Annotated in this window: 18 protein-coding genes; 2 read left to right on the plus strand and 16 right to left on the minus strand. The window is 44.1% G+C overall.

The window, feature by feature from the left end; genetic code table 11:
- Window positions 1-96 precede the first annotated feature (96 nt).
- The 8 genes from NSQ38_RS20825 to NSQ38_RS20860 form a co-directional block, all read right to left on the minus strand.
- Window positions 97-2358: a glycoside hydrolase family 3 N-terminal domain-containing protein gene (locus NSQ38_RS20825; protein ID WP_339783894.1), complete on the minus strand. Its 2262-nt coding sequence runs from the start codon at window positions 2356-2358 to the stop codon at window positions 97-99.
- Window positions 2359-2510: 152 nt separating this feature from the next.
- The gene (locus tag NSQ38_RS20830; protein ID WP_215077816.1) at window positions 2511-3431 is read right to left on the minus strand and encodes a carbohydrate ABC transporter permease; all 921 of its coding nucleotides are present in this window, start codon (window positions 3429-3431) and stop codon (window positions 2511-2513) included.
- Window positions 3432-3446: 15 nt separating this feature from the next.
- Window positions 3447-4388, minus strand: a complete 942-nt coding sequence (locus tag NSQ38_RS20835) for an ABC transporter permease subunit (protein WP_047844314.1) — start codon at window positions 4386-4388, stop codon at window positions 3447-3449.
- Between the two features lie 136 nt (window positions 4389-4524).
- A complete protein-coding gene (locus tag NSQ38_RS20840) occupies window positions 4525-6201 on the minus strand; it encodes an ABC transporter substrate-binding protein (protein WP_339783895.1) in 1677 nt (558 codons plus the stop codon).
- Window positions 6202-6243: 42 nt separating this feature from the next.
- Window positions 6244-7905, minus strand: coding sequence for an ABC transporter substrate-binding protein (locus NSQ38_RS20845; protein ID WP_339783896.1), 1662 nt, complete (start codon window positions 7903-7905; stop codon window positions 6244-6246).
- A 121-nt stretch (window positions 7906-8026) separates the two neighbouring features.
- Window positions 8027-9763, minus strand: coding sequence for a sensor histidine kinase (locus NSQ38_RS20850; protein WP_339783897.1), 1737 nt, complete (start codon window positions 9761-9763; stop codon window positions 8027-8029).
- Window positions 9745-11331 carry a response regulator gene (locus NSQ38_RS20855; RefSeq protein WP_339783898.1) on the minus strand — a complete coding sequence of 529 codons (1587 nt, stop codon included), beginning with the start codon at window positions 11329-11331 and terminating at the stop codon, window positions 9745-9747. Before NSQ38_RS20855 ends, NSQ38_RS20850 begins: the two co-directional genes overlap by 19 nt.
- Before the next feature lie 102 nt (window positions 11332-11433).
- Window positions 11434-13416, minus strand: coding sequence for a hypothetical protein (locus tag NSQ38_RS20860; protein ID WP_339783899.1), 1983 nt, complete (start codon window positions 13414-13416; stop codon window positions 11434-11436).
- Window positions 13417-13575: 159 nt separating this feature from the next.
- Between NSQ38_RS20860 and NSQ38_RS20865 the strand changes: the two genes are divergently transcribed.
- Window positions 13576-14427 (plus strand): AraC family transcriptional regulator, encoded by an 852-nt coding sequence (locus NSQ38_RS20865; protein WP_339783900.1) that lies wholly within the window; start codon window positions 13576-13578, stop codon window positions 14425-14427.
- Between the two features lie 83 nt (window positions 14428-14510).
- On the opposite strand, the gene NSQ38_RS20870 is transcribed toward NSQ38_RS20865, so the two are convergent.
- From NSQ38_RS20870 to NSQ38_RS20890, 5 genes are all read right to left on the minus strand, one after another.
- A complete protein-coding gene (locus NSQ38_RS20870) occupies window positions 14511-16826 on the minus strand; it encodes a glycoside hydrolase family 95 protein (protein ID WP_339783901.1) in 2316 nt (771 codons plus the stop codon).
- A gap of 287 nt (window positions 16827-17113) precedes the next feature.
- Window positions 17114-17539, minus strand: coding sequence for a MarR family transcriptional regulator (locus tag NSQ38_RS20875; RefSeq protein WP_338594762.1), 426 nt, complete (start codon window positions 17537-17539; stop codon window positions 17114-17116).
- Between the two features lie 142 nt (window positions 17540-17681).
- Window positions 17682-18422, minus strand: coding sequence for an oxygen-insensitive NADPH nitroreductase (nfsA, locus tag NSQ38_RS20880; protein ID WP_339783902.1), 741 nt, complete (start codon window positions 18420-18422; stop codon window positions 17682-17684).
- A gap of 14 nt (window positions 18423-18436) precedes the next feature.
- Window positions 18437-19783, minus strand: a complete 1347-nt coding sequence (locus NSQ38_RS20885) for an NtaA/DmoA family FMN-dependent monooxygenase (protein WP_339783903.1) — start codon at window positions 19781-19783, stop codon at window positions 18437-18439.
- A 115-nt stretch (window positions 19784-19898) separates the two neighbouring features.
- The gene (locus NSQ38_RS20890) at window positions 19899-21002 is read right to left on the minus strand and encodes a Gfo/Idh/MocA family oxidoreductase (protein ID WP_339783904.1); all 1104 of its coding nucleotides are present in this window, start codon (window positions 21000-21002) and stop codon (window positions 19899-19901) included.
- Window positions 21003-21267: 265 nt separating this feature from the next.
- Between NSQ38_RS20890 and NSQ38_RS20895 the strand changes: the two genes are divergently transcribed.
- A complete protein-coding gene (locus tag NSQ38_RS20895; RefSeq protein WP_074095086.1) occupies window positions 21268-21612 on the plus strand; it encodes a helix-turn-helix domain-containing protein in 345 nt (114 codons plus the stop codon).
- Between the two features lie 437 nt (window positions 21613-22049).
- Here NSQ38_RS20895 and NSQ38_RS20900 read toward each other — a convergent pair whose 3' ends face one another.
- From NSQ38_RS20900 to NSQ38_RS20910, 3 genes are read right to left on the minus strand one after another with little or no spacing between them, the layout of a single operon-like run.
- Window positions 22050-23012: a GGDEF domain-containing protein gene (locus NSQ38_RS20900; RefSeq protein ID WP_339783905.1), complete on the minus strand. Its 963-nt coding sequence runs from the start codon at window positions 23010-23012 to the stop codon at window positions 22050-22052.
- Window positions 23005-23640, minus strand: coding sequence for a chemotaxis protein CheC (locus NSQ38_RS20905; protein WP_074095083.1), 636 nt, complete (start codon window positions 23638-23640; stop codon window positions 23005-23007). Before NSQ38_RS20905 ends, NSQ38_RS20900 begins: the two co-directional genes overlap by 8 nt.
- The gene (locus NSQ38_RS20910; protein ID WP_338594755.1) at window positions 23630-24004 is read right to left on the minus strand and encodes a response regulator; all 375 of its coding nucleotides are present in this window, start codon (window positions 24002-24004) and stop codon (window positions 23630-23632) included. The genes NSQ38_RS20905 and NSQ38_RS20910 overlap by 11 nt, the downstream gene beginning before the upstream one ends.
- Window positions 24005-24131 lie beyond the last annotated feature (127 nt).

The raw sequence follows: 24131 nt of genomic DNA on the forward strand, positions 1-24131 counted from the left end.
GATCGATGAAATCAACGTTTAGTTTAAAATAAAAAGACGGATTCCGTATGCTGGGATCCGTCTTTTTTTCTTCATTTTCTCTACACTGATTGAGCCTTAATCCGTTTGTACGGGCAACTGTCCTCCAGCTTTCAATTGACCAAGCAAAGCTTTGATCCCGGCAGACGTATTTGGCTCCTGCTTTCCATACACTGCAAGCCCTGAGCGCACGTTCTGGAGATAGATCATCTCGTAAGGGTTACCCAATGACAACAGCGTATATCGCTGATTACTCTGGTTCATCGCATTGATCAAGGATTGATACTCGCTCCATCCGAACTGGCTGGCTACATTCCGGAATTGGTAAGAAGCAAGAATGACATAGTCGGCTTTTCCAATTACCTGGAGCGTTTCATTCATTTTGCCTTGTCCAACAAGTGCAATTTCAGTCTTTAACGACAGATTATTAGCGGCTTGTAACAGTTGTTTTTCAAGCTGTTTCGCCTGATCCTGCTCGGCTGCAACAATAACAACCCGATCGCCTTGCTGGATTTGATCTGGAAGCACACCTTCGCGGCTGCTGAGTACGGTGACCGCTCGCTCTGCGATTTTCTGTTCCACCGCTCGATGCTCCTTCGATCCAATAATACCGTTAAGCTGAGTTAGCTTTTGCGCAAGAGTCTGGCTGCGTTCAAACAAACCATATTTCGCTTTCATCTCCAGAATTCGTTTCACAGATGCGTGTATAGTTTCATCCTTGATCGTTCCATTGTTCACCGCATTCACCAGCGTTTGATGGGCAGCTGCTGAATCTTTTGGCATTAGGATGATATCGACACCTGCCGAGACGGCGCGTTCTACCGATTGATTCTCCCCAAAATGCTCCGCAATGGCATTCATGGTGAAGGCATCGGAAATGATGAGACCTTTATATCCCAGCTCTCCGCGAAGAAGTCCTGTCAGTACTTTTTTCGATAAGGTGGCAGGAATCGGCACACGTTCACCGTCTTTGAGCGAAGTCACATGTTCGTTATCTATGGCAGGAAAAGCAATATGCGCGGTCATAATCATCTCTACACCATTTTTGATTGCAGCCTGAAATGGCTTTAATTCTATAGCATCCAGGCGCTCGCGATTATGCGTTAGTACCGGCATTCCGAGATGGGAGTCTACCTGCGTATCTCCGTGACCCGGAAAATGCTTCACTGCCGCCATCACCCCTGATTGCTGTAGCCCTTTTATCGTTGCCAGACCAAGCCGTGTCACCAAATCCGCATCTGAGCCAAACGAACGTATACCAATGATGGGGTTATCTGGATTACTGTTGATGTCCAGCACTGGCGCAAAGTTAATCTGAATTCCCAGTGCCTTCAGTTCCTCTCCTGTCAGCTGACCAGCTGCTTCGGCTAGCATTGCATCTCCAGTTGCGCCAAGCGCCATCTGACCTGGCAGATTCGTACCACCTGGTATTCGCTTAATGACGCCTCCTTCTTGGTCGATACTAAAAAATAGAGGGATGTCACCTGCTTCTCTTTCTATATCATGTGTGAACGTTGTAAGCTGCCTCGCGTCAACAATATTTTTGTCAAAAAGAATAAGCCCGCCCAAATCTTGATCATGGATACTGCGTTTCAGCCCTTCATTAACGGTCGTCGTCGCTTTACCATTCCATTGCCTAATATCGGGCATAAGCATCTGACCCACTTGCTCGCTTACCGTCATATAGGATATCAGCTTATCCCAATCTTGCGCCCGAATGGCTGCTTCGCGTTCGAAGCGAATTACTCTCGCCATAAATACGGCATATTCAGCGCGCGTGACAGCTTGATTTGGACGGAAAGTGGCATCCGAATAACCACCGACCAAGCCGTTTGAACTCATAATAAGAATAGGCGCTACAGCCCAATGTTTGTCCGTATCGGTCCATTTTGCGAGATTCTTACCTTCTTCGAGTGAATATGCCCTTGTAAGGAAGGCCGCAGTCTCTGCGCGGCTAAGCGGTGCGTCCGGACGGAAGGTTCCGTTAGGAAAGCCACTCGCAAGTCCATTTTTAGCAGCTATCATAATTTCTCGATGGAAAGGGTGTGTCGTTGGAACATCCGAATAGGTTGTGCCTTCCACTGCTCTTTGAAGCTGATCTGGATAAAGCTCCCGCACCATAAAAGTGACGGCTTGTGCCCGTGTCACAAGTGCCTCAGGCTTGAAAATCCCATTGCCGTATCCAGCCACTGTTCCCCGTTTCGCCATATACATGATGCCATCCTCTGCCCACTTTGAATGCTTTAAATCAACAAACGTTTCTTCCGCAGCTGCCGTCCCCACGCCTATAAGCATAGAGCCGAGAACAGCACCAATCATCGTCATCCATTTTACATGCATTTGTTTCACTCCTGTTGTTATTCTATGGATGAATAGACGCTAATACGGTATAGTTTGTTGCGTTTACATAATTCTATAAAATGATGAGACTTTACGTTGAAGGATTTTTTGTCCCCCATGTTAATGCTGAACAGTATCCGTCATATACTTGACTATCCCTTCACGCCACCAATTGTCATGCCCTGTACAAAGTATTTCTGCAAGAACGGATACACCATCAGAATAGGAACACTCGCAATAATGGTCATGGTCGCTCGAATCGAGGTTGGTGTGACCGCTGTTGCATTGCTCTCGGCAGATTGATAAGCATCACTTGCTGATGAAGTCGCTGAGGTCGTTGAAGTTTGCAGAATCTTCATTAATTCGTATTGCAACGTGCTTAATTCTTTATTGGATGAGTTGTACAGGAATACATCGAACCAGGAATTCCATTGTCCCACGGCTACAAAGAGTGATACGGTTGCCATCGCGGGAATCGTTAGCGGCAGGACAACGCGGATAAATGTCGTGAACTCCCCTGCCCCGTCAATACGGGCTGACTCCAGAATGCCTTCAGGAAGACCTTCAATAAATGAACGGATGACAATCATATTGAACACACCGATTACACCCGGAATGATATACACCCAGAAGGAACCGATCAATCCAAGGTCTCGAATCAGCAGATAACCGGGGATCAAGCCCCCGCTGAAGTACATGGTGAACACAAAAAACATCGTAACAAACTTGCGAAGCACAAATTCCTGACGACTAACCGTATACGCCAGCATGGCTGTACAGAAGACGGACACCACGGTTCCAATGACCGTACGCAGGGCCGAGATCAGCGTTGCGTGATAGATATCGGATTCGCCAAAAATGTATTTGTAATTGTCCAGTGTCCATACACGGGGCCATAGATATATTCCACCCCGAATGGCATCATTTGCATTGTTGAAGGATACGGCAATCATATTAACAAAGGGATAGATCGTCACAATCATCAGACATACCATGAAGATCATGTTAATGGTGTCAAATGCTCGATCCCCGGTACTGCTATTCCGCAAGCGGGATGTGTTTCCTTTTCGCATGGCATAGGCCTCCTTTTAGAATAGTCTGCTCTCTCCCATTTTTTTTGCTATATAGTTCGCGGAGAAAAGGAAGATGAAGCTGACCACAGTTTTGAAAATGCCTGCTGCTGTACCCAAGGAAAAGTTCCCCATCCCTAATCCATATTTCAGCACAAAGATGTCCAGATTCTCCGAATAGTCCATATTCATCCCGTTACCCAGCAGATATTGTGGTTCAAATCCGGATTCCAGAATACTTCCCATGTTCATGATCAACAAGATCACAATAACCGGTTTTAAGCCAGGCAGCGTGATATATAACATCCGTTTGAAGCGACTGGCTCCATCAATCTCGGCAGCCTCATATTGCGCCGGATCAATCGCCGTAATTGCTGCCAGATAGATAATAGTGTTCCAACCGACATCCTTCCACACCTCGGTTGCCCCCAGAATACCCCAGAAGTATTCACCTTTCCCCATCCATAGTACCGGACTGTCAATCAGGTGAAGCTTCATCAGCAGCAGATTGATAATTCCGTCTGGTGACAGGACGGTTAATACAATGCTGGAAGCAACAACCCACGAGATAAAGTGAGGCAGATAACTGACGGTTTGCACAAAGCGTTTAAATATGACATTTTTCAGCTCATTTAATAAAAGGGCCAGTGTAATCGCTGTCACAAATCCCAAGACCAGTTTGATGGAACTCATGACAAGCGTATTGCGCAGCACCCGGTAGAAGGTATTGTCTTCAAATAACGTACTAAAATGCTGCCAGCCTACCCACTGCTGATCCGAGAAGGACCTCGCCGGTTTGAAATTCTGAAAAGCCATGGTCCATCCCCACAACGGCAGGTACTTGAAGATAAAAGCCCAGATGACAAAAGGTATACACATCCAGGCAAGTGTTCGTTGCTGCACAAGTCGCTTGAAGAACGAGTGTGCTCTGGTTCCCTTCGGACTCGAGGCTGGAGGCATCGAGTTAAGGGACACATTAGGTTTCTCCACGGTGAACCTGCTCCTTTCCTGTGCTGTTAATCATGTGCAGGGAAGACCGATTTCTTGTCTTTCGTCTTCTCCTGCGCATGTAACAGTTTGTTTTAAAGTGTTCGTATTACCATTTTCCTGCTACACGATCCTTCACAACTTTGGTAATGGTCGCTTCATAACCAGCTTTGTCCAATTTGTTCAATTCAGCCATGTAGGCATCCCACAGCTTATCAAAATTCGATGGTGCTCCCAAGATCATTTCCGGTAAGTATTTACGTTGCAGATCATCCGATTTGGTAGTGAAGATCTGTTCAGGTGATCCTTGCTCCAATGCGATGGACCAAGCCGGGAACCAAGGCCGCTCATCCGGTTTGTTAAATAATTCACTAAAGGTTTGGATACCGTAGGCTTCAAGGAATTTCTTGTCTCCCTCGGTGTAAGATGCAGCGGCCACTTCCGGCTGGTTGCCAGGGCTATAAGCGTTACCATCGGTTAGTGTAGATTCACCGCCATATTTCGGCCAGTCTGTCCCAAAGTAGGTGAACCCGAATTTACGGCTGAGCTCCAGATCATCATGAGCCTTGCGTTGATCTTCATTTGCATAATAGAATCGGCCCTTTTCATCCACACTGTACGTTTCGTCCTTGATTCCCCATTGCACCAAAACCTGATTCTCTTCCTTCAGCAAATTATCAAAATATTTGATGATACGAACAGGGTCTTTGGCATTCACCGAGATACCTGTTGCATAGTTGTTGACAAAGCCGGGAGGATCCACATACTGATCCTTGATCCCTTCATCAAACACAATCGGAAGTGGAGCGTAGCGCTTCTCATCAATGCCTGCCGAGAGCAGGTTTTTCGACGCGTCTCCAATTTGCCAGCCATAATTGAAGTATCCCAGCACACGTCCCGAAGTCAGCTTGGCCAAATACTGATCTTTGTTCATCGTGAAGGATTCCGGATCAAGCATGCCTTGAGCATTGATCTCATTTAACTTCTGAATCCATTTTTTCTGAGCATCTGTTCCGGCGACGACTTTCGCTTCATGGGTAGTCATGTCCACCATGACACTGCCATCGTTCGGATAACCGGCGAGATGCATCGCTGGATTTTGCAAAGTGAAGAAGTTATTGGCCACGCCCGCAAGTGATACAAATCCGATCGTCTCTGCACCATCAACTGTTGGATATTTTTCCTTGTAATCCTGAATCAGGTCAAAATATTCATCCAGCGTAGTGATCTTGGGATAGTTGAACTCTTTGAGCACAGAGCGCTGAATCCAGAAGGCTCCCCCGCCCACATTGGGACTACCTGAATACTCACCCTGATTAGCCGTATAAGGCAGCGCATAGATTTTTCCGTCTTCGGCATTTTTCATTTTATCGAAGTATGGTCCATATACCCTTTTGATATTAGGGCCGTATTCCTCAATCAGATCATCCAGCGGAATGTACGCACCGGCATCCAGTAACTTGGACATCTCACCACTGGAGCTAATGACATCAGGATAGTCTCCACTGGCAATCATGACACCGGCTTTTGTAGCACTATCACCTACCAGATATTCCATCTTCCAGTCCACACCCGTCTGCTCTTGCAACGCTTTACCGATGGTCGTTTCGCTTGCCAGAACATCCTTCTTGCCTGGAGAGAACATGTAATACGAGAACGTGACTGGACTGTTCTCATCATCACCTGTGGTTGAAGGCGCTGATGACGAACTGTTCTGACTGCACCCAGCCAGCAAAGCTGTTAGTAATACAGCTAAACCCGCTGTTCTAAATTTTGGTTTTAACATGTGAATATTCCCCCGTTCCGTGTTTTCTCTTATGGATTACACTCACCATTTGCCAGCTACACGATCCTTAACTGCCTGCGTTATCGTAGCTTCGTATGTTTTCTTGTCGAGTTGATTCAATTGACTCATATATTCATTCCATGTGTTCTCGAAAGTGGAAGGCGAATCCATAATCATTTTGGGTAAATACTTCTTCTGGAGATCTTCTGCTTTGGTGATGAAAATCTGTTCCGGAGAGCCCTGCTCCAATGCAATGGACCAAGCAGGAGACCAAGGACGCTCATCCGGTGTGCTGAATAGTTGTGTAAATGTCTCCACACCGTATTTCTCTAACAACAGCTTGTCACCATCCGTATAACTAAAGGTAGCCACCTCTGGTTGATTGCCTGGTCCATAGGCGTTGCCATCCTCCAGTACGGAGTTATTCCCGTAACGCGGCCAGCTGTAATTAAAATAGTCAAAGCCAAACTTGCGACTTAATTCCGGATCTTCATGTGCTTTGCGTTGGTCATCATTTTTGAAATAAAAGCGGCCCTCATCATTCACACTATACGTCTCGTTCTCAACACCCCATTGAACCAGAATCTGGTTTTCTTCCTTGAGCAAATTATCAAAATATTTAATAATTCGCACGGGATCTTTGGCATTTACGGTAATTCCCACACCGTAGTTATTTACAAAACCTGGCGGGTCCACATACTGGTCTTTGACACTGTCATCAAATACGATCGGTAGAGATACGTATCGTTTATCGTCAATACCAGCCTTCTTGAGATTGTTCGTTGCGTCTCCAACCTGCCAGGAGTAACTGAAATATCCCAGCACCCGACCGGACGTCAACTTGGCGAGATACTGATCCTGATTCATTGTGAAGGATTCGGGATCAAACATCCCCTGTGCGTTAACCTCGCTCAGCTTCTGAATCCATTGTTTCTGATAATCAGATCCGGCTACCAGTTTGGCTTCATGGCTCTGCATATCCACCATTACACTGCCATCGTTTGGATAACCTGCCAGATGCATGGCCGGATTTAGCAGGGTGAAGAAGCTGCCCGATTCACCTGCAAGTGTGGCGAAGCCGATGGTTTCTTTTCCATCGATCTGCGGATGCTTTTGCTTGTATTGCTCAATCAAGTCAAAATATTCGTCCAGCGTTTTGATCTTGGGGTAGTTAAACTCTTTTAGCACAGCCCGCTGAATATAAAAGCCGGTCTGGAAGTTTGGCTCAGACACGTAACCAATGTTGGCAGTGTATGGCAAGAAATATATCTTTCCATCTTCCTGTCTGAATTTGTCCATATAAGGCCCGTATACTCGTTTGATGTTAGGCCCGTATTGATCGATTAGTTCATCCAGCGGGATAAAAGATCCTGCATCCATCAACTTGGCCATTTCACCACTGGAGTCGATGATGTCGGGGTAATCCCCACTCGCAATCATTACACCTGCCTTGGTTGCACCGTCGCCGACCAGATATTCCATCTTCCAGTCAACGCCCGTTTGTTCCTGTAGCTTCTTGCCAATGGTCGTGCTGCTTGCCAGAATGTCCTTCTTGCCACCGCCAAACGTAAAATATTTAAAGGTGACCGGGGTGTTGTCATTACTGTCAGGATAAGAGGCTTCCGGGCTGGCTTTATTGCAACCTGCCAGCGTTACAGCCAATAAAATGGCCAGACCTGTTATCATGTTTTTTTTTCTAAACATGTAGCAAATGCCCCCTTAAAGTATTGTTTGTGTCTTTAAGCCTTCTCAATATATCAAGATAGCGCTTTCAAAGTTACCCATGAAAGTGTACCTCCTACTTTGAAAAGTATATCCCTCGTAATTAGTCATCTGGCATGGCTGATGGATCAAGTGGAAGCTTAATTTGGATACGCGTACCTTCTCCTTCCCATGTCTGGATGTCGAATGAAAAGTGATTCTTATAACAAAGTTTTAAACGACTATATGCATTTTTCATGCCAACGTGCTCTCCCATATCGGTGTTCTGATCCAGGTAACTTAACAACTCTTCCAATTTTGCTTGTGACATCCCTATACCGTTATCCGTTAGTCTGATATGGAGCTGGTCATTTTCCATTGAAACGAAGAGTTGAATGATGCCTACACCCGGAGATGACTCAATTCCATGAATACTTGCATTCTCAACAAAGGGGAGGATAACCATCTTGGGGATTCGGTACATCAGTACCGCAGGATCTGCCTCAATGGTATATTGGAGTTTTTCGCCAAAGCGGTATTTCTGAATTTGCAAAAAACTCTCGATGAGTTCCAATTCTTCCTTCACTGTCACATCATTCTGATTCCAACTAATCGACTTGCGAAACATCTTGGCCATGTTATGCACGATTTTGGCAGTCTCTTTCTCGCCTTTGATGAGGCTCCTCATACGCACCGACTCAAGGGTATTAAACAAAAAATGAGGGTTGATCTGACTATGAAGTGCATGAAGTTGTGCTTGCTGCTGCTTTAACTCCAGGTCTTTCTTTTGGATGTCAGCGAGATATACCTCATGAATCAGGTTATGGATCGTCTCGGTCATTCGATTAAATTCCATCGTGAGTTGACCTATTTCATCTCTTGCATCTTCAGGCGGAATCGTCTGGAAATTTTGTGTTTTTACTTTTTTCATATGTTTCAGAATACGCACCAGCCTGACATGGATGGATCTGGACATAGCCGCGATGATAATAGAAGGCAGGACAAAATTAATACAAGCCAGCCATACGACGAAGGAACGGGACTTTCGCACCTCCTTCAACACAATTTCTTCATCCATTACTCCATGTAGGGACCACCCTTCCAGATAGTTAATGCCTGTATACGTAAGTTCAAAGGGAATCATTTTGTTCGGAAACTGGATCTCGCTGTAACGTTTCCCTATCTGAGCTTCTGCTGTAGGATCATTTGAAAATTGGATGTGTCCCCCCGGATCAAGAAGATACACTTTTCCATCAAATCCGCTGTTGTGAAAATACTGCTTGATCATATCCATATTCAGGTCAATTTTAAGTAACTGCTCTCTCCCCCCTGTGTCCAGATTGTCGAGCCGTTGAACCAGACTTAACATCTGATCCGATGAGATCAGTGCTGGATAAGGGGCGGTGTATGCCTGAAATTGAACGTACCAGTTAGAGCTTCGGACCACGTCAGTTAAACGATCAATATAACCGGAAGATAAAATGGTAGAATTATCGGTATACACTTGATACCAGCGAATTCCCTGATTCAATTGACCGGAGAATTGCCCTTTTAGATAGGAATTATAAGCGTCAATGTACTCAAAATGACTTTGAAATGAACGGGAGATGGTGTCATTGAATACAGGGTCAGTATATAACGAATAAGAGAGGCCGACGCCCTGATCAATGGTTACCCGCAGGTCGTTCTTCAGATTGTTCAAGGCCATGCCGGCATCACGAGTTTTCTGACTGCGAATATTGGCGGATGTGACATTGTAGAACACCACATTGGTAACAACGATGGGAATAAACACAGATAAGACATACATGAGCAGTAACTTATCTCGAAGCTTCATGTAATTCAGGTTCCATCTTGGCATTGTGCACCTCGCTCCTCATTTGCCATAAGGAGATTGCGATACTCTGTAGGCGATAACTTAACCAATTTCTCAAACTGGGTTACAAAATAATCCGCATTCTGAAATCCTACGCGTGCAGCGACCTCGTACATTCTCAGATCCGTCTGGCGCAATAACTTCTTCGCCTCATGAATCCGCAGGTTCAGCAGATAGTCATTGAAGTATTGATTGTAGCTTTTGCGGAATAACCGCCCAAGATAAACGGGATTCATGTAGAAGAGCGCAGCAATGCTTTTGAGATTGATGTTCTCGGTATAATTGGCATCAATATATCGTTTGATCTTGCTGATATCCCCTTTGGATTGCTCCATCCGCAAATGAGAGACATATTCCTCGGCTTCCTCCAGCGCGATGAGAAAAGCATTCTTCAATAGTCGTAAATTCCAACCTTCATGACTTTGTTGTGCCAACTCCTTCAGCTGCTGCAACCCTTCATCATTACCACCCATTTCGTGGACTACAGCAAGAATACCCGTTATATAACGCAAAAGAGAACCCGATACAGCCTGAGGAGAAAATCGATTCATATGAAACAATTTGAATTTCTCTTCTACAATCTCGTGATAAGCTGACCTATTCCCCTCTTCCAGGCTCAAAATTAATTGATCCACCTCGTCTTGATATACATTGAAAACAAACAGCGGTTTGTCCTTGATCTCCGTATAACGTACGATACCTCCAGTTTCAGCATACTTATGCTTGGCTGCTTCTTCAGCCGCCATAAGGGATTTCGGGACATCGCCAATTTCTTTGACGAGCGTTCCTACGTAAAGGCCGATGTCCAGATTGAGCTTTTTGCTCAGTGTTATATGAATACTATGCAGCTTATCCTGTAACGCCGAGCCTCCTTGATCGTGTTGAGGCCACAACAGTAATAAAGCAAACATGCCGCGTTGTTGCTCACTGATGAACATTTTGCATATATTACTTTCCAGAGCATGTACTGCTTCACGTAGCTGTTCGATGGTGATTTTAATTTCGTCTAATCCTGTCTGAAGTTCAATCAACGTCATAAGCAGACTGGAGCTACGATTGATCCCGAGCATCTCGGCATATCGATGTTCATCCTCCTTCTGTACATGGCCTTTGATCATATCCTCCAGCATGATGTTACTGGCTTGTCCCTCACCCAAGAGGATATGTTTTCTTTTATTGCAAATGAGTTTAGCTGACTTCTGCAACGTCGCTGTCAGTTCTTCATCATCAATAGGCTTCAGGATATAGTCATGAACACCGTACCGGATTGCCTGCTGTGCATATTTGAAGTCATGATAACCACTAATGATAATGAACACAGGTTCCAGATGTGGCATTTTCTCTACGGCACGTATAAGTTCCAGTCCATCCAGGATTGGCATACGGATATCTGTTATAATCACGTCTGGTTGCAGGCGTTCAATCAGATTCAGTGCTTCTACACCATTCTCGGCCTCTCCGATGATCTCCATATCCAGTTCAATCCAGCTTATGAGTTCATACAGCCCTTTTCGTACATACATCTCGTCATCTACCAGTAGTACTGTTAACATCCGTTTGTCCCCTTTCCTCCAACAAAAATAAACCGCCGGTAGCATGTTCTCTCTATCGGCGGAATCTAACATGGTGACTGTTGTAGTTATTGCAACATAAATTCATTCATGGCGTGCATAATCCCAATAGTCGCCAACGAGGCCTTCGATGATCGAGCCACTGGCCCATGGCATCAGGCAAAACCAGGTGCTGGCTGGCGTACCATCCGCATATTTTTCAGTGACCAGTCCTTCCGAATGACAGAAGCGTTCAGACATCCACCCTTTTTTGCCATAGCCGAATTCTTGATCATAGCGATTATAGGTCTGACACCCCCACCCGATGGTATCCATCATACGTTGACGCACATAATTCTCTTCCCGGTGTCCAACGTAATACAACAACTCATCCACTAGATTGCTGGACATGGGATGAATATGGGGATTAGCTACTGAAGTGACACTTCCCCCGGAACTGGACCAGCCTAATGTACTGAGCGGCGGAATCTTAACAGGTGAGTTGTAACAAAATTTGAAGCTGAATTCATAACTGATCGCATCTCTCATGTGATCTAGATACAGCTCGTCACCAGTCAACGCGTGTAGAAACCGAACAGCTTTGATGTAAGCCAGAATACCTTCCGAATCAACAGCCTTGTCCGCATCCAGTGGAGCGCCGTAACATTCCATGTGTTGAACATAGGTGTTGTAATAGTGGGCTTCACTTCGTCTGAGCTCTTCCAGAGAAGATTCATCATGGGTTAACCAACAGTAATATGCCTTGGCAGCAAGACACCAGACCCCACTAAAGGCATCATATTCAAGACCTGCTCCTGTCCGCTCTGACAAAATGGTGGGATATTCTCCATCCGTATTCTTTGTGCACTCCAGACGATCAAGCACTTGCTTGACGTAACCCAGCCAATCATTGTGTCTCACATTTCGAATACGCTTCTCATAATCGTAGCTTTTCAGAATGTAGAACATCGCTTGAGCTACAAGATAAGAGGAATGTCCTGGGGTACGCATGCCGTCGAACCACCAGCCTTTAACACTCCATATCCCATCCTGATAGGCATCGTATGGAAGTCCGGATTCGGGATTCATGGCATTCTCGATAATATTGGTAATACAGGATAACGCCTGCTGTCGCATGGGCTCATTATTCAGGCGCAGTGCGGCCATAAGCATTGGTGCAGCTATGGTCATACCATTTGTCCAACTGATTGAGATAATTTTGTTGTATCGGTAGCCACCAGTTTCAGCAGCATCTTCATATACAAATGTGGAGTAATGACGATCCTCCGGAAGCCAGGCATATTCATAGATGGCATTGGACAAATCCGTTACCGTTGTCTGAATGTCACTTCCTTCTCTTGGTTTTTCGTGATACCTCCTATAGATTGTTTCCAGTGCAGGATTGATACCCAGTTCTGATTCAGACTCGTAGTTATATAGTTCAAGTGTGAGCCCAACCGATTCACCTGCCGCAAGTTCAAAACAGTTTTCTCCAAGGGCAGCTCGCTCATGGACAAGTCTGGATTTGATAAATAACAACGGAGCATTCTCATATCCCAGCGTATATCCGACCGTACCCTTTTCAATAGAACATGTGAATCCACCATATTGCAGGAACGTTCCTTCCATCCCTGGATACCATTGCTGCTTCTGGTTTCCTGTATTGATCCAGTAGGGACTTGCGCTTAGACCAACAATCCGACCTTCATCATAGATAAGTGCAGCTGGATGAGACAGACGATCACTTCTTACCATCCACCAGGGTGATGAAGGACGAGAAGGACTGCCCTCCCTTAGCCTGGGGAACTCATTTGGAACATTCTGAGGTGCTTCGCCCCGGTTGCGGCCATACATAAATGCAGGTAAAAAAAACCTCGGATTCTGTTTGTCCAACGGCATTTCCACATGAATAACCCCTGCCCAGGCATTCTGTCCCTCGTTGTAAATCTGAATGTCGGCTTGCCATGGAGCTTCTGCACTGCCGTTTCCGCTTATTACTTTTACGTCAGCTTTGAGAGCATGCTTGTCCAGTGCCGTGTACTCTACGTTATCCTGCCCTCTACTTCGTGCCGTGAAAATCAGATCCATCTTTTCCTCCAATCGCGTTGTACACACCTGAGTGGAAACGCTTGCAATTATGTATCCATCATGCTAGGATGGTTACATTTTATAGGTTCACGTCTGCAATTTCATTGCACAAACGGCTATATTTATTGCGCGAAACGACAAGGAGGTCATATATCTGATATGAATGAGACTTCAGAATACCTGTTTGATCCAATCCAGAATGAGCTGTTGTACCTTCATCGCACCACCACGTATAATATGGGAACGTTTTATCATCGACATAATGCATACGAACTCTACTTATTTCTTCGTGGCAATGTAAACTTCTATATTGAGAACCGTTGTTACCATTTGCAACGTGGAGATCTGCTCGTTCTTAACCCGGAGGAGATGCACCGTTCCTTTGCCTTGGACAAAAACGAATATGAGAGAATCACCATAAATCTGAAAAAGTCATATCTGAACCGCTTGTCTACTTCAAGCACCAACTTATCCGCATGTTTCGACTACCGTCCCAAGGGTAAGGGTAATATCGTACATCTTGAAGAGGACGAACTTCAACGAGTGCTGCAATTAGCTGGCGAGCTTGAACAGTGTCTTTCATCAAGTGACTATGGAGCGGATATTCTAGGGAATATTTTGATTACACAGTTACTCCTTCTAACGAATCTAACTTTTCAAAATACGGATTTTGTTGCAACGGATATTATGCCTGAACTAGTTCGAAACACGATGGATTACATTGAATGTAACCTGACGAGGCAACTGACGCTCGAACAATTGTCAGAGGCTATGTTCACGAATAGCAGCTATATTAGTCGACAATTCAAAAAGCATACAGGACTCACGATTCGAGCATACATTCTTAGTCGCCGTATAGAGCTGTCGAAATCTTATTTGATCGAAGGTTTAAGTATTACAGAGGCCTGTTATCAATCCGGTTTTGGAGATTATGCCAATTTTATTCGCAGCTTCACCAAGCAGGTCGGCACTTCACCTGGCAAATTTGTTAAATATGGAAGTCTTCTTTAAACATTTCATTGAGCAAAAAAAAGAGCGAATTCGCCCGGCAATTTTATCAGCCGGTATTCGCTCAGGTAATCGGTAACTTCTTATTAATTATTCCAGTCGTATCCTTTCAATTCAACCATAGCATTTGGGCAAGGAAAGGTTAATTCTATCTTTTGGTCCTGATAGGATACGGTTACTCTTGATTCTGCAATAGAGCGAATTCTGGTATTCAACAGACGTCCATTTTCCCATTCCAGATCTAATTCGAATCCGCCACGAGCCCGAATACCATAAATATACCCTTTTGGCCAGGCTGCAGGCAAAGCAGGTAACAATCTGATTACTTCGTTATGACTCTGGAGAAGCATCTCTGCTATCCCGGCAGTTCCTCCAAAGTTCCCATCAATTTGAAATGGAGGATGGTCGCAGAACAGATTGGGTAACGTGGAGGAACGTAGAAGTTCCACGATGTTATCGTGTGCAAGTTCCGACTCCTCTAATCGTGCCCACATGTTGAGAATCCACGCCCTGCTCCATCCTGTGTGTCCACCACCGTGTTCCAGTCTTCTGTCTAGTGTTACACGAGCTGCCTTGGCCAGATCAGGTGTGGATTGCAACGTAATTTGTGTTCCAGGATGCAAAGCAAATAAATGGGAAATATGTCTGTGGCCCGGTTCCAATTCATCATAATCGTTACTCCACTCTTGGATCTGGCCATGTTTGCCAATGGAGGTCTCCGGTATTTTGATTAAAGCACTACGGAGTACTTCTCCGAATTCCTGATCTTCTTGCAAGATCCGGGTACTTTCAATGCAACGCGTGAAGAGTTCTCTAATGATCTGATTATCCATTGAAGCACCAAAACATAAAGCCCCTGACTCTCCATTATCTAATATATAACGATTTTCCGGTGAAGACGAAGGACATATCACCCAGTTGCCGATAGGATCCTCTATTAGATAATCCAGAATAAATATAGCCGCATCTTTCATCGTGGCGTAAACTTTTTTGAGAAACTGAACGTCCTTATTGTATTCGTAGTGGTCCCACAGATGTAATGAAAGCCATGCTGCTCCCATAGTCCAAAACGTCGATGTCATGCATACATCCTGCGGAGCAGCGTCTGCCCAGATATCCGAGTTGTGATGAGCAACGAACCCATTGCATCCGTACATGGTTCTAGCGGTTTCCTTTCCCCGGACTTGCAGTCGATCTATAAAATCAAACAATGGAACGTGACATTCAGACAGATTGCAGCTTTCTGCAGGCCAGTAGTTCATCTGTGTATTAATATTAATCGTATATTTGCTATCCCATACAGGAAGCATGTCTTTATTCCAAATCCCTTGAAGGTTTGCCGGTAAAGAACCTGGACGGCTGCTTGAGATAAGCAGATAGCGACCAAATTGAAAGTATAGACTCATCAGTTCCGGATCATGCTTACCAGCTCTAAGCCGTTCAAGGCGCTGATCGATTGGAAGTTCGGAACATATCACATCTTTATTTTCATCTTCGAGATGTAAATCCATCTTTTCGAATAAGGATTGATAGTCCGAGACATGATTGGCGAGCAGTTCGCTATATGGTTTTGTTGAAGCGGCCTCAATTCTGCGGAGGCACTCCACTTCGAGTTGTTCCTTGGGTACTCGGAAATCCGTGCAAGCCGTGATTAGAATAGTCGCTGAATTACCATCCTTCAGAGAAAGCTGACCGCTTGAATAATGAACCTGCCCTCCTTCAGATATTAGGCGAATCGCACAACAAAATCGGATTCCTTCTTCTCCCCCACTTCTTCCCCGGATGATCAAGTTATTCGTTCCACGCCTCTCAATCCGGTCCAGATAGGATTGGAAACCAACAGGATGCTTAAGAATATCTGAATAGGATGTTGATTTCAGAACGGTTCCCCTGCCAAAAACAGTGGAGAAAGATAACTTTCCAGGCACGCTAGATTTGAGATGAACAACGAGCACTTGATCCGGGTAGCTAGCAAAATAATCACGGCTGTAAATGGATTGATCTGCGGTATAATTCACGTTTACCTTGCCATGTTCCAGATCGAGATGTCTTTGATATTCATTTGGTTCATGTTCACTGTGATCCATAGCGATATAGAAGTCCCCTAATGGCTCATAATGTCTTTGCCCATCAGGAACACCCACCAGAGTATCTGCTGCGAGTTCTTCTGCTTCCCTAATCTTACCGTCAAAAATCAGGCTTCTGATCTGAGATAAAGATTCAAGTGCTTGAGGATTATTCCGCTGCATCGGACCTCCATACCACAGACTATCTTCATTAAGCTGGATTCTCTCGATCTGTGTTTTCCCAAAAATCATGCCTCCAAGAGCTCCATTTCCGATAGGCAATGCCTCTTCCCATGTTCCAGCAGGTTGATTAAACCAGATATTTTTGGTCTTCACGTTAAAACCTCCAACGAATTATAATTCCTCACATTTTTCATGTCTAGTGTGTTCCGTTTGTATGTTATTTCAGTGTACTGTAATCTCTTAAGCATCTAAATGAACAAAATTAACTTGAATTATCACAATCTTATCCCAGCATTAGAGGTGTAATCGTAAATTCCGAAACTGACAGAACAAATTCTTGTTCTGGGTAAGCAAGCATATCTATTGGCAATAAAAAAAGCCGCTATAATAGCGGCTCTGCTTCGTTCATTTCATTTAGCTTACGTGAAGCTTGGCATAAGTTATAAAATATTTCGCTCCATTTGTTGCATGAATTGTCTCAATATCAGCCGATCTTCCGAAGAAATGGATTGAAGTAGTTTCTCTTGCTGCTCTCTCCATTTATACTCAACCGGTTTTTCTAATTCTTTGCCCTTATCGGTTAGAAAGATACGCATGATCCTTGCATCCTGTACATCACGTTTGCGATATATAAATCCGTTCTGTTCCAGTGATTTTACCATGTTTGTAACCGTTGGTGGTTCGCATTTCATATGTTCACTTAGTTGCATCTGTGTTACCCCATCACCCAACCACAGCCGATACAACAAATTATCTTGTCCTACATAGAGATTAAGTTCCCGAAGAGATTCACTATAATTTCGTCGCATTTGGGAGGAAATTCGGTCTAAAGACTGTCGAATATCACAATCTACTGTATCTGTCATGAACGATCCCTCCCTAACATCCGAATTATATTTAGCAGACTAAATGTATCATGTGGTTATATAGGTGTCAATTCGCCTTAGTATCGTTATAAGGGCCTTTCCTAACCAAGTTCCACAACAAAGATTGGATTTATTGTAAAGCTTATTTTTTGGCAAAACCTTGCTTGTTCAAGTAGGCCATCATTTGCGGCTGAATACTTCTCTCAAGGTGATCCTGGATATGGTCACTCCATCCTTTTACTTTTTTTACGGTGAAAGGAGCTCTCGTCGGACGATTTTCATAATACTTCAGCATGGTCTCATCATAGATTGCTAATTTCTCTTGATCCATTGGTTGGTATTGATTATCAAGCAATACCATGGATTGAGGGAGCCGAGGTTTCAATTCCGGCTTATCTCCAGCTGGATTCCCGATACATAATCCCACCAGAGGGATAACATATTTAGGTAAATTCAATACGTCGGATAGTTCGCTAATATTGGCTCTGACCCCACCAATGAACACTCCGCCAAGTCCCATCGATTCAGCCGCGGTTAACGCATTTTGTGCCATCAGGCCCGCATCGAATGAACCAATCAACAGAAATTCAATATATTCAATATCCACATCCGGAGCGATTTCATGATTTCGGTTGAAATCTGCACAGAAGACCCAGAATTCTGCCGCTTCTTCAATATAGGGTTGATCGACACAGAGATGTCTGACTTTTTTTCGAAGAACTGGATCTGTGATGCGAATAATGGATACCGCCTGCAGAAGACTGAACGATGAAGTTTGATTTGCTGCCTGAAATATTGCATCTGTTTGTTCCTCAGTTAGGGGTTGAGATGTGTAAGAACGAAACGATGTATGGTTATGAAGCAATTCGAGTGTGTTATTCATTAAAAAGCTCTCCTTTATTCGTTGATTCCATGTTCCTGCAATCCGTATTCGTAAGGAACGCCCATATTCTCGCGTAGTGTTTTTCCTTCATATTCCTTATGGAACAAACCGCGTTCCTGCAAGATAGGTACTACCTGATTCACAAAATCTGCAACGCCATCAAAAGATACATCGGGCACGACTGAGAATCCGTCACATGCTTCAGCCAACAACCATTCTTCCAAGAAGTCAGCAACCTGTGTCGGGGTGCCTGCAACGACCGGATGATAGTTAATGACCCCGTGAGCGAGAACATCCCTTACAGAGAGTCCTTCTTTTAATAACTTTAAGGCTCTCGGAGAACGTGGGTCCATGGGGTTGGCATATGCATTTTTCAATAAGTCTGCCGCTAAAGGTTGATCTATATCTACGGAGTTTACCGATAAGGGTAAACCAACCATGGAGCCGAGGTAACTTACCCTGCTGGGGATTTCCTGAGGATTGAAGCTCATAAGCTGTTTCCGACGATCCAGAGCTTCTTCCTCCGTTGAAGCCAGAGAAAACATAAAACCTGCAAACATTTTGATATCATCGGGGTTTCGACCGAAACGTGCAGCACTTTGCCTTATGGCTTGTCTTTGTTCGCGGGCAGACGTAATATCATAAGGATTGGCATACACTCCCGAAGCATATTTCCCAGCTAATTCTAATCCTTCACCTCCTCCTCCTGCCTGGAAAATAACTGGCTGCCCTTGCTCAGAGGGCGGAATGGGCAAAGGACCACGAGATGCATAATATTGACCCTGAAGGTTTATAGGCTGGATTTTGTCCATATTAGCAAATTCCCCTCCTTCTACATCTAACGTCCAAGCGTCTGCTTCCCAACTCCCCCACAAGGCCTGAACAATTTGTATGCTTTCATGTGCCTTGTCATAGCGTTCTTGGCGATTTTCAACCCGGGCACCGAAATTAGCCGCCGCTAGGGGGTCGGATGTGGTAACCGCATTCCATCCCACACGTCCATGACTGATAACATCCAGTGCTTTGAACTGGCGTGCAATGTTGTAAGGATAATTAAATGTTGTAGAGAGGGTAGCAACAAGCCCGATGTGTTGTGTCTCTCTTGCTACTGCCATCAGTGCCAACATGGGGTCCATAGGGGACATAGGCGTCTGTGGACCTAAATTGTTGGATAATCCTGGAGTGTCAGCGATGAAAATCATTTGAAATTTTCCTTGTTCAGCTAATTTAGCCCGTTCTACATAACTATCCATATTGGTGTAAGCTGCAGGATCCGTGCCAGGCATTCTCCATGCGCTAAATTCGGCTCCATAACCCGACACCATCTGTAAAGCCAGTTGCATTTCACTTCTTTTTTTCATAACGATTTTCTCCTTCGTTCTGGACAGGCACAGATATGTGTGACCTTTCTATAGTGTGAAAAAATTTAGCTTGCTAAATATATTTATGGATCAATTTTATTCCGTTTAGTGAGGGTTATAGATATTGACGTTCACCTGTCTGAGCTGATTTCTCGACGGCATCCAGTAACTGATGAAGTTTCACCGCATCCGCGAAAGTAGGTGCTAAGGTAGTGCCTTCTTGAATATCGCTGGCAAACTTACGATAAGCCTGCGCCATGTTCAGAACAAATCCGGAGTCGTTATATAGAGAATGTGGAGCCGAGTAATAGGCAGCGGGAATGGTTAGTTCACGAAGCTCGTTGTCCGTAGATCCTGCACCGCGTAATTGATGTGATCCGAATTGAATGGATGCAGGGGCGCTCAGCACAATCGTGCCGTTGTCTCCGAAAATTTCAAGTGTGAGTCCTGTCTGATGTTTGACTCCACCTTGAATATGAACACTGGCTGCTGCCCCATTGGTCAATTTTCCTGTAATCATGATCTGATCATCCGTTGTTTTCTTGATGACTTTCTGAATATCTACCAATTCTACTTCTGGAAACTGTTGAGCTGTGGTGGCAGACAATTCTGTAAAGTCCCCAAGCATGTAGGTAAATGCATCCAGATTATGGCCCCCTACAATGGTCAGCAGGTTCCCTCCAACTTTCCGGTCATACAAGTACGCACTCGACTTGTCACTAACGCCACCCATGCCATCAATGGAGATCTTCAGGTTGGCAGATAACACTTTACCCACATAACCTTCTGCCAATAAATCTTTTACATATTGAACGGCCGGGGCTTGTCTAGCCTGTAATCCAATCGCATTTGGCAGTTGTGCGGATGCTATCCATTCCTGCATTTCAAGCGCTTCCTCTGTATTCGACCCCAGTGGCCATTCACAATAGATTGGTTTGCCAGCAGGCACGACGGCTTTAACGGCGTTATAATGTTCCTTGACATTAATACTGACAACGACCATATCCACATCAGGATGCTGAGCCAACTCCTCCATATTATCAAAGCCGTGATCTGCATAGAAAGCTTCTGCGCTTTTCTTTGCACTTGGCATATTACTTGTTCCCACTGCGGTAAGCTCGAACTCATCCAGGTGCTCAATAGCTGGAATATGTGTGCCACTCGCCCATCCGTTATTAATTGAAGCTCCTATGATACCTGTCCGAATTTTTTTATTCATTGTTAAACATCTCCCTTGTTAAAATTTACAGTATGATCGAATATCGGTTTGTTTCCAGCCCTTATCAGTCACTCATTTCTATGATATATTTATTTAGCTTGCTAACTATTCAATCGAGATAACAATAATTATTCTTTCACACTTTAGGTAAACTAAAATTGTTTTGGTGTTGACACCATCATAGATGTATTTGTTTTGTTAGCAAAGAGGGCAATTTAAATGAACATAGTACATCTTTTTGTACCTTTGGATCGGAGTGATATGAATGAGAGTTTGCAATGAAGGATTTGAACAAGAATTTATAGATGGAAAAAGTGACATGTACGCCATAGCTTTTACTCAGAATGTCCTTTCTGGGCGTTGGAAATATTTTATCTTATGGTACCTAAAAGATGAAACACGTCGATATACGGATATCAAAAAATTCCTTGGAGATCTGTCTCAAGGCTCCCTTACAAAGCAGCTTAAAGAGTTAGAGAATGATGGTGTTATACAACGCGATGTATATCCGGAAGTTCCTCCGCGAGTTGAGTATTCGTTAACAGACAAGGGAATGAAGTTACTACCGATCCTTGAAAAGATGGAGGACTTTGGCAAAGAATACGGCTAAGCAACTTAAACTAGGCTTCCATATTACTTATCTTTGTTAAAGGGGGGATGATATGTTTTTCTTCTTTTTCTTTCTGTTGCTTGGAATGATTGGTTTATTCTTTGGCGTTAGAGCACTGAGACGACCTAACTCGTGGCCTTTTAATCGTACGAAGGATGAACTTCATGAATACGATATGATGGGTATCAAGTTTAGAGGCGTTTTTCTCCTTGCTTTTGGTATTGTTCTGACTATCGCCTCTTTCAGACTTCTACTTGTTTAAAATCCAAAAAAGCCGCTAATACAGCGGCTCTCAATCGAATATGAAATTCCCCACGATTAAGATAATCGACATCCCGTACAGTAATAGAGGAAAAACGTATTTTTTCTTATGTTAATCGTATGGACAAATAAAGTTGCTATTGTAGCAACTTTATTAAAAGGCATTTTTAGATTTCTTAAACATTTTCAGGTTCATAAATTCCGTAACCATTCTTGCCATTCTTTTTAATCTTGTACATGGCTCCATCCGCATGTCTCAGAAGTTCGGAAGGCTCCTGTCCATGCTTGGGAAATAGGCTGATACCAATACTCATCGAAAGGTTGATATAGTTTCCGGCAATTTTGAAATGGGTACTGAATGCAGCTTCCAATCTTTTAGCGATAATTTCAGCATCGTGATCATCTTTCAGGTGGCTTAAAATGATGAATTCGTCCCCGCCAAGCCGTGCTACTGTGTCCGTACTTGGAATCGTTTCGCTTAATCGCTTTGCCATCTCCAGCAACACTTGATCGCCAACATGGTGTCCATATGTATCATTCACTTGTTTAAACCCATCAGCATCTACAAACATAATGGCAAGTTTATTATGGTTTCTTTGAGCATGACTGATAGCCCAGGCAAGACGGTCATTATAAGCAAGACGATTAGGCAGACCTGTAAGTGGATCATGCAAAGACAAATGTTTGCTGATTTTCTCGGAGATTTTGATTTTGGCGTACTCCGTCTCCAGTTCTTTAATCAGATTTTTAAGTTTATATACCCGGGTGTTTGTGTTTGTCATGTCAGTAATCTGAATAAGGGCATAACTGCGATCTTCATGATAGAGCGGTTCAACATGCATATTTTGTCTGAATAGTTGCCCATCCTCTCCGTCATTAGGAAGAATGAATGCCTTATGTAAAGCGCTTGAGCAAAATCTGCTCTGTCCATGATACAGCGCATTTTGCAAAATATTGAGATACATGTTCGACTTAAACCGCGGGCAGACCTCAAGCAGATTCAAGCCTATTACCTCTTCTGCATTTTTGCCAGTAAAGCGTTCCAACCAGGCATTCCACACAACAATTTTCAAATGTCTGTCCACGATCATTATTCCCATATGGGCTTTGTTCAAAGCTTGCGAAATGAGATTATCCATTGTCCGCCTCCAACAAAGCGTCCATTTTGGCCAGCAGGCTCGATATGGAGTTCATACTTAATGCTATGACAATGATACCTGTCACATCCGTATCGGCAAGTAAAAACGAGGTATGTAAAACCAGGACATAAACTTCATTCTGAAGCAATATTTGCTGATCGGAATTGGTGACATAGATCAGTTCAATATCAGGCAGGACGTATTCCAGTTTCATCTCCAGGAAATTACCGAATTCTCCAATAATGGCGTTAAGCAGAACATTGCTAACTTCCTTCAAAACGTCCAAATCCGTGTCCATCAGGTTCGGATCGTTTGGTATAACACTCTCACCCAGTTCTCCAAGACAGATGTTTGCCAATACTTTAGCCTGCTCAACAGGAAACATCAGAAATGCTTTTCCCTGAAATTCGTATCCAAACTGTAAGGATGACCTAAACAGGTGACCTTCACTGAAGAAAATGTTGTATCTTCGATCTCCAGGATCAACATCGGATATGGAGATTAGTTCCACTTCCGGAATATTCAAAACGATACGCTTGTCTACAATCTCTGACAACATGTTAGCCGCTTGTCCCACGTAAACGTTCACAAGTTCAGTCAGCAAATCCTTCTGTAAATCATTCAGCATGATAGGCCGCCTGAATCAGTTGAATCATGGTAGTTGCCTTCTCTGCGGTTAACGGTTTGTTCAGGAAGCCAGAAATGCCCAGCATTTCAACTTCGTCCCTAGTTGTCTTCTGAATATCTGCAGATAAGATAATAATTTTGACTTTGCTATCCGTTTCTCGAATCATTCGAAGCATTTCTTGTCCGTTCAAACCAGGCATCAGCAGGTCGGTGGTTATAAAATCAGGTTGAAATTCCTTGAATAGGTTGTATCCTTGCTCTCCATTGTTAGCAATCTGAATCTCGCATTCTGGAATATGATCAACAATCAGCTTTGTAAGTAATTTCTGTACGAAAATGGAGTCTTCCACAATTAATACTTTCATTTTCTCTTCAGTCTCCTTGATAAAATGGTAAGAGCTCGGGATGGTCAGGCGCTGTGGACAGTTCTTGATATAGGGCTTTCGCGCGCAGTGGCACCCTGAAAAAAGACTGACTGGTGAATCAAGTAAA

The organism is Paenibacillus sp. FSL R7-0313 (assembly GCF_037969885.1).
In the GTDB taxonomy this organism is placed as follows: Bacteria; Bacillota; Bacilli; order Paenibacillales; family Paenibacillaceae; genus Paenibacillus.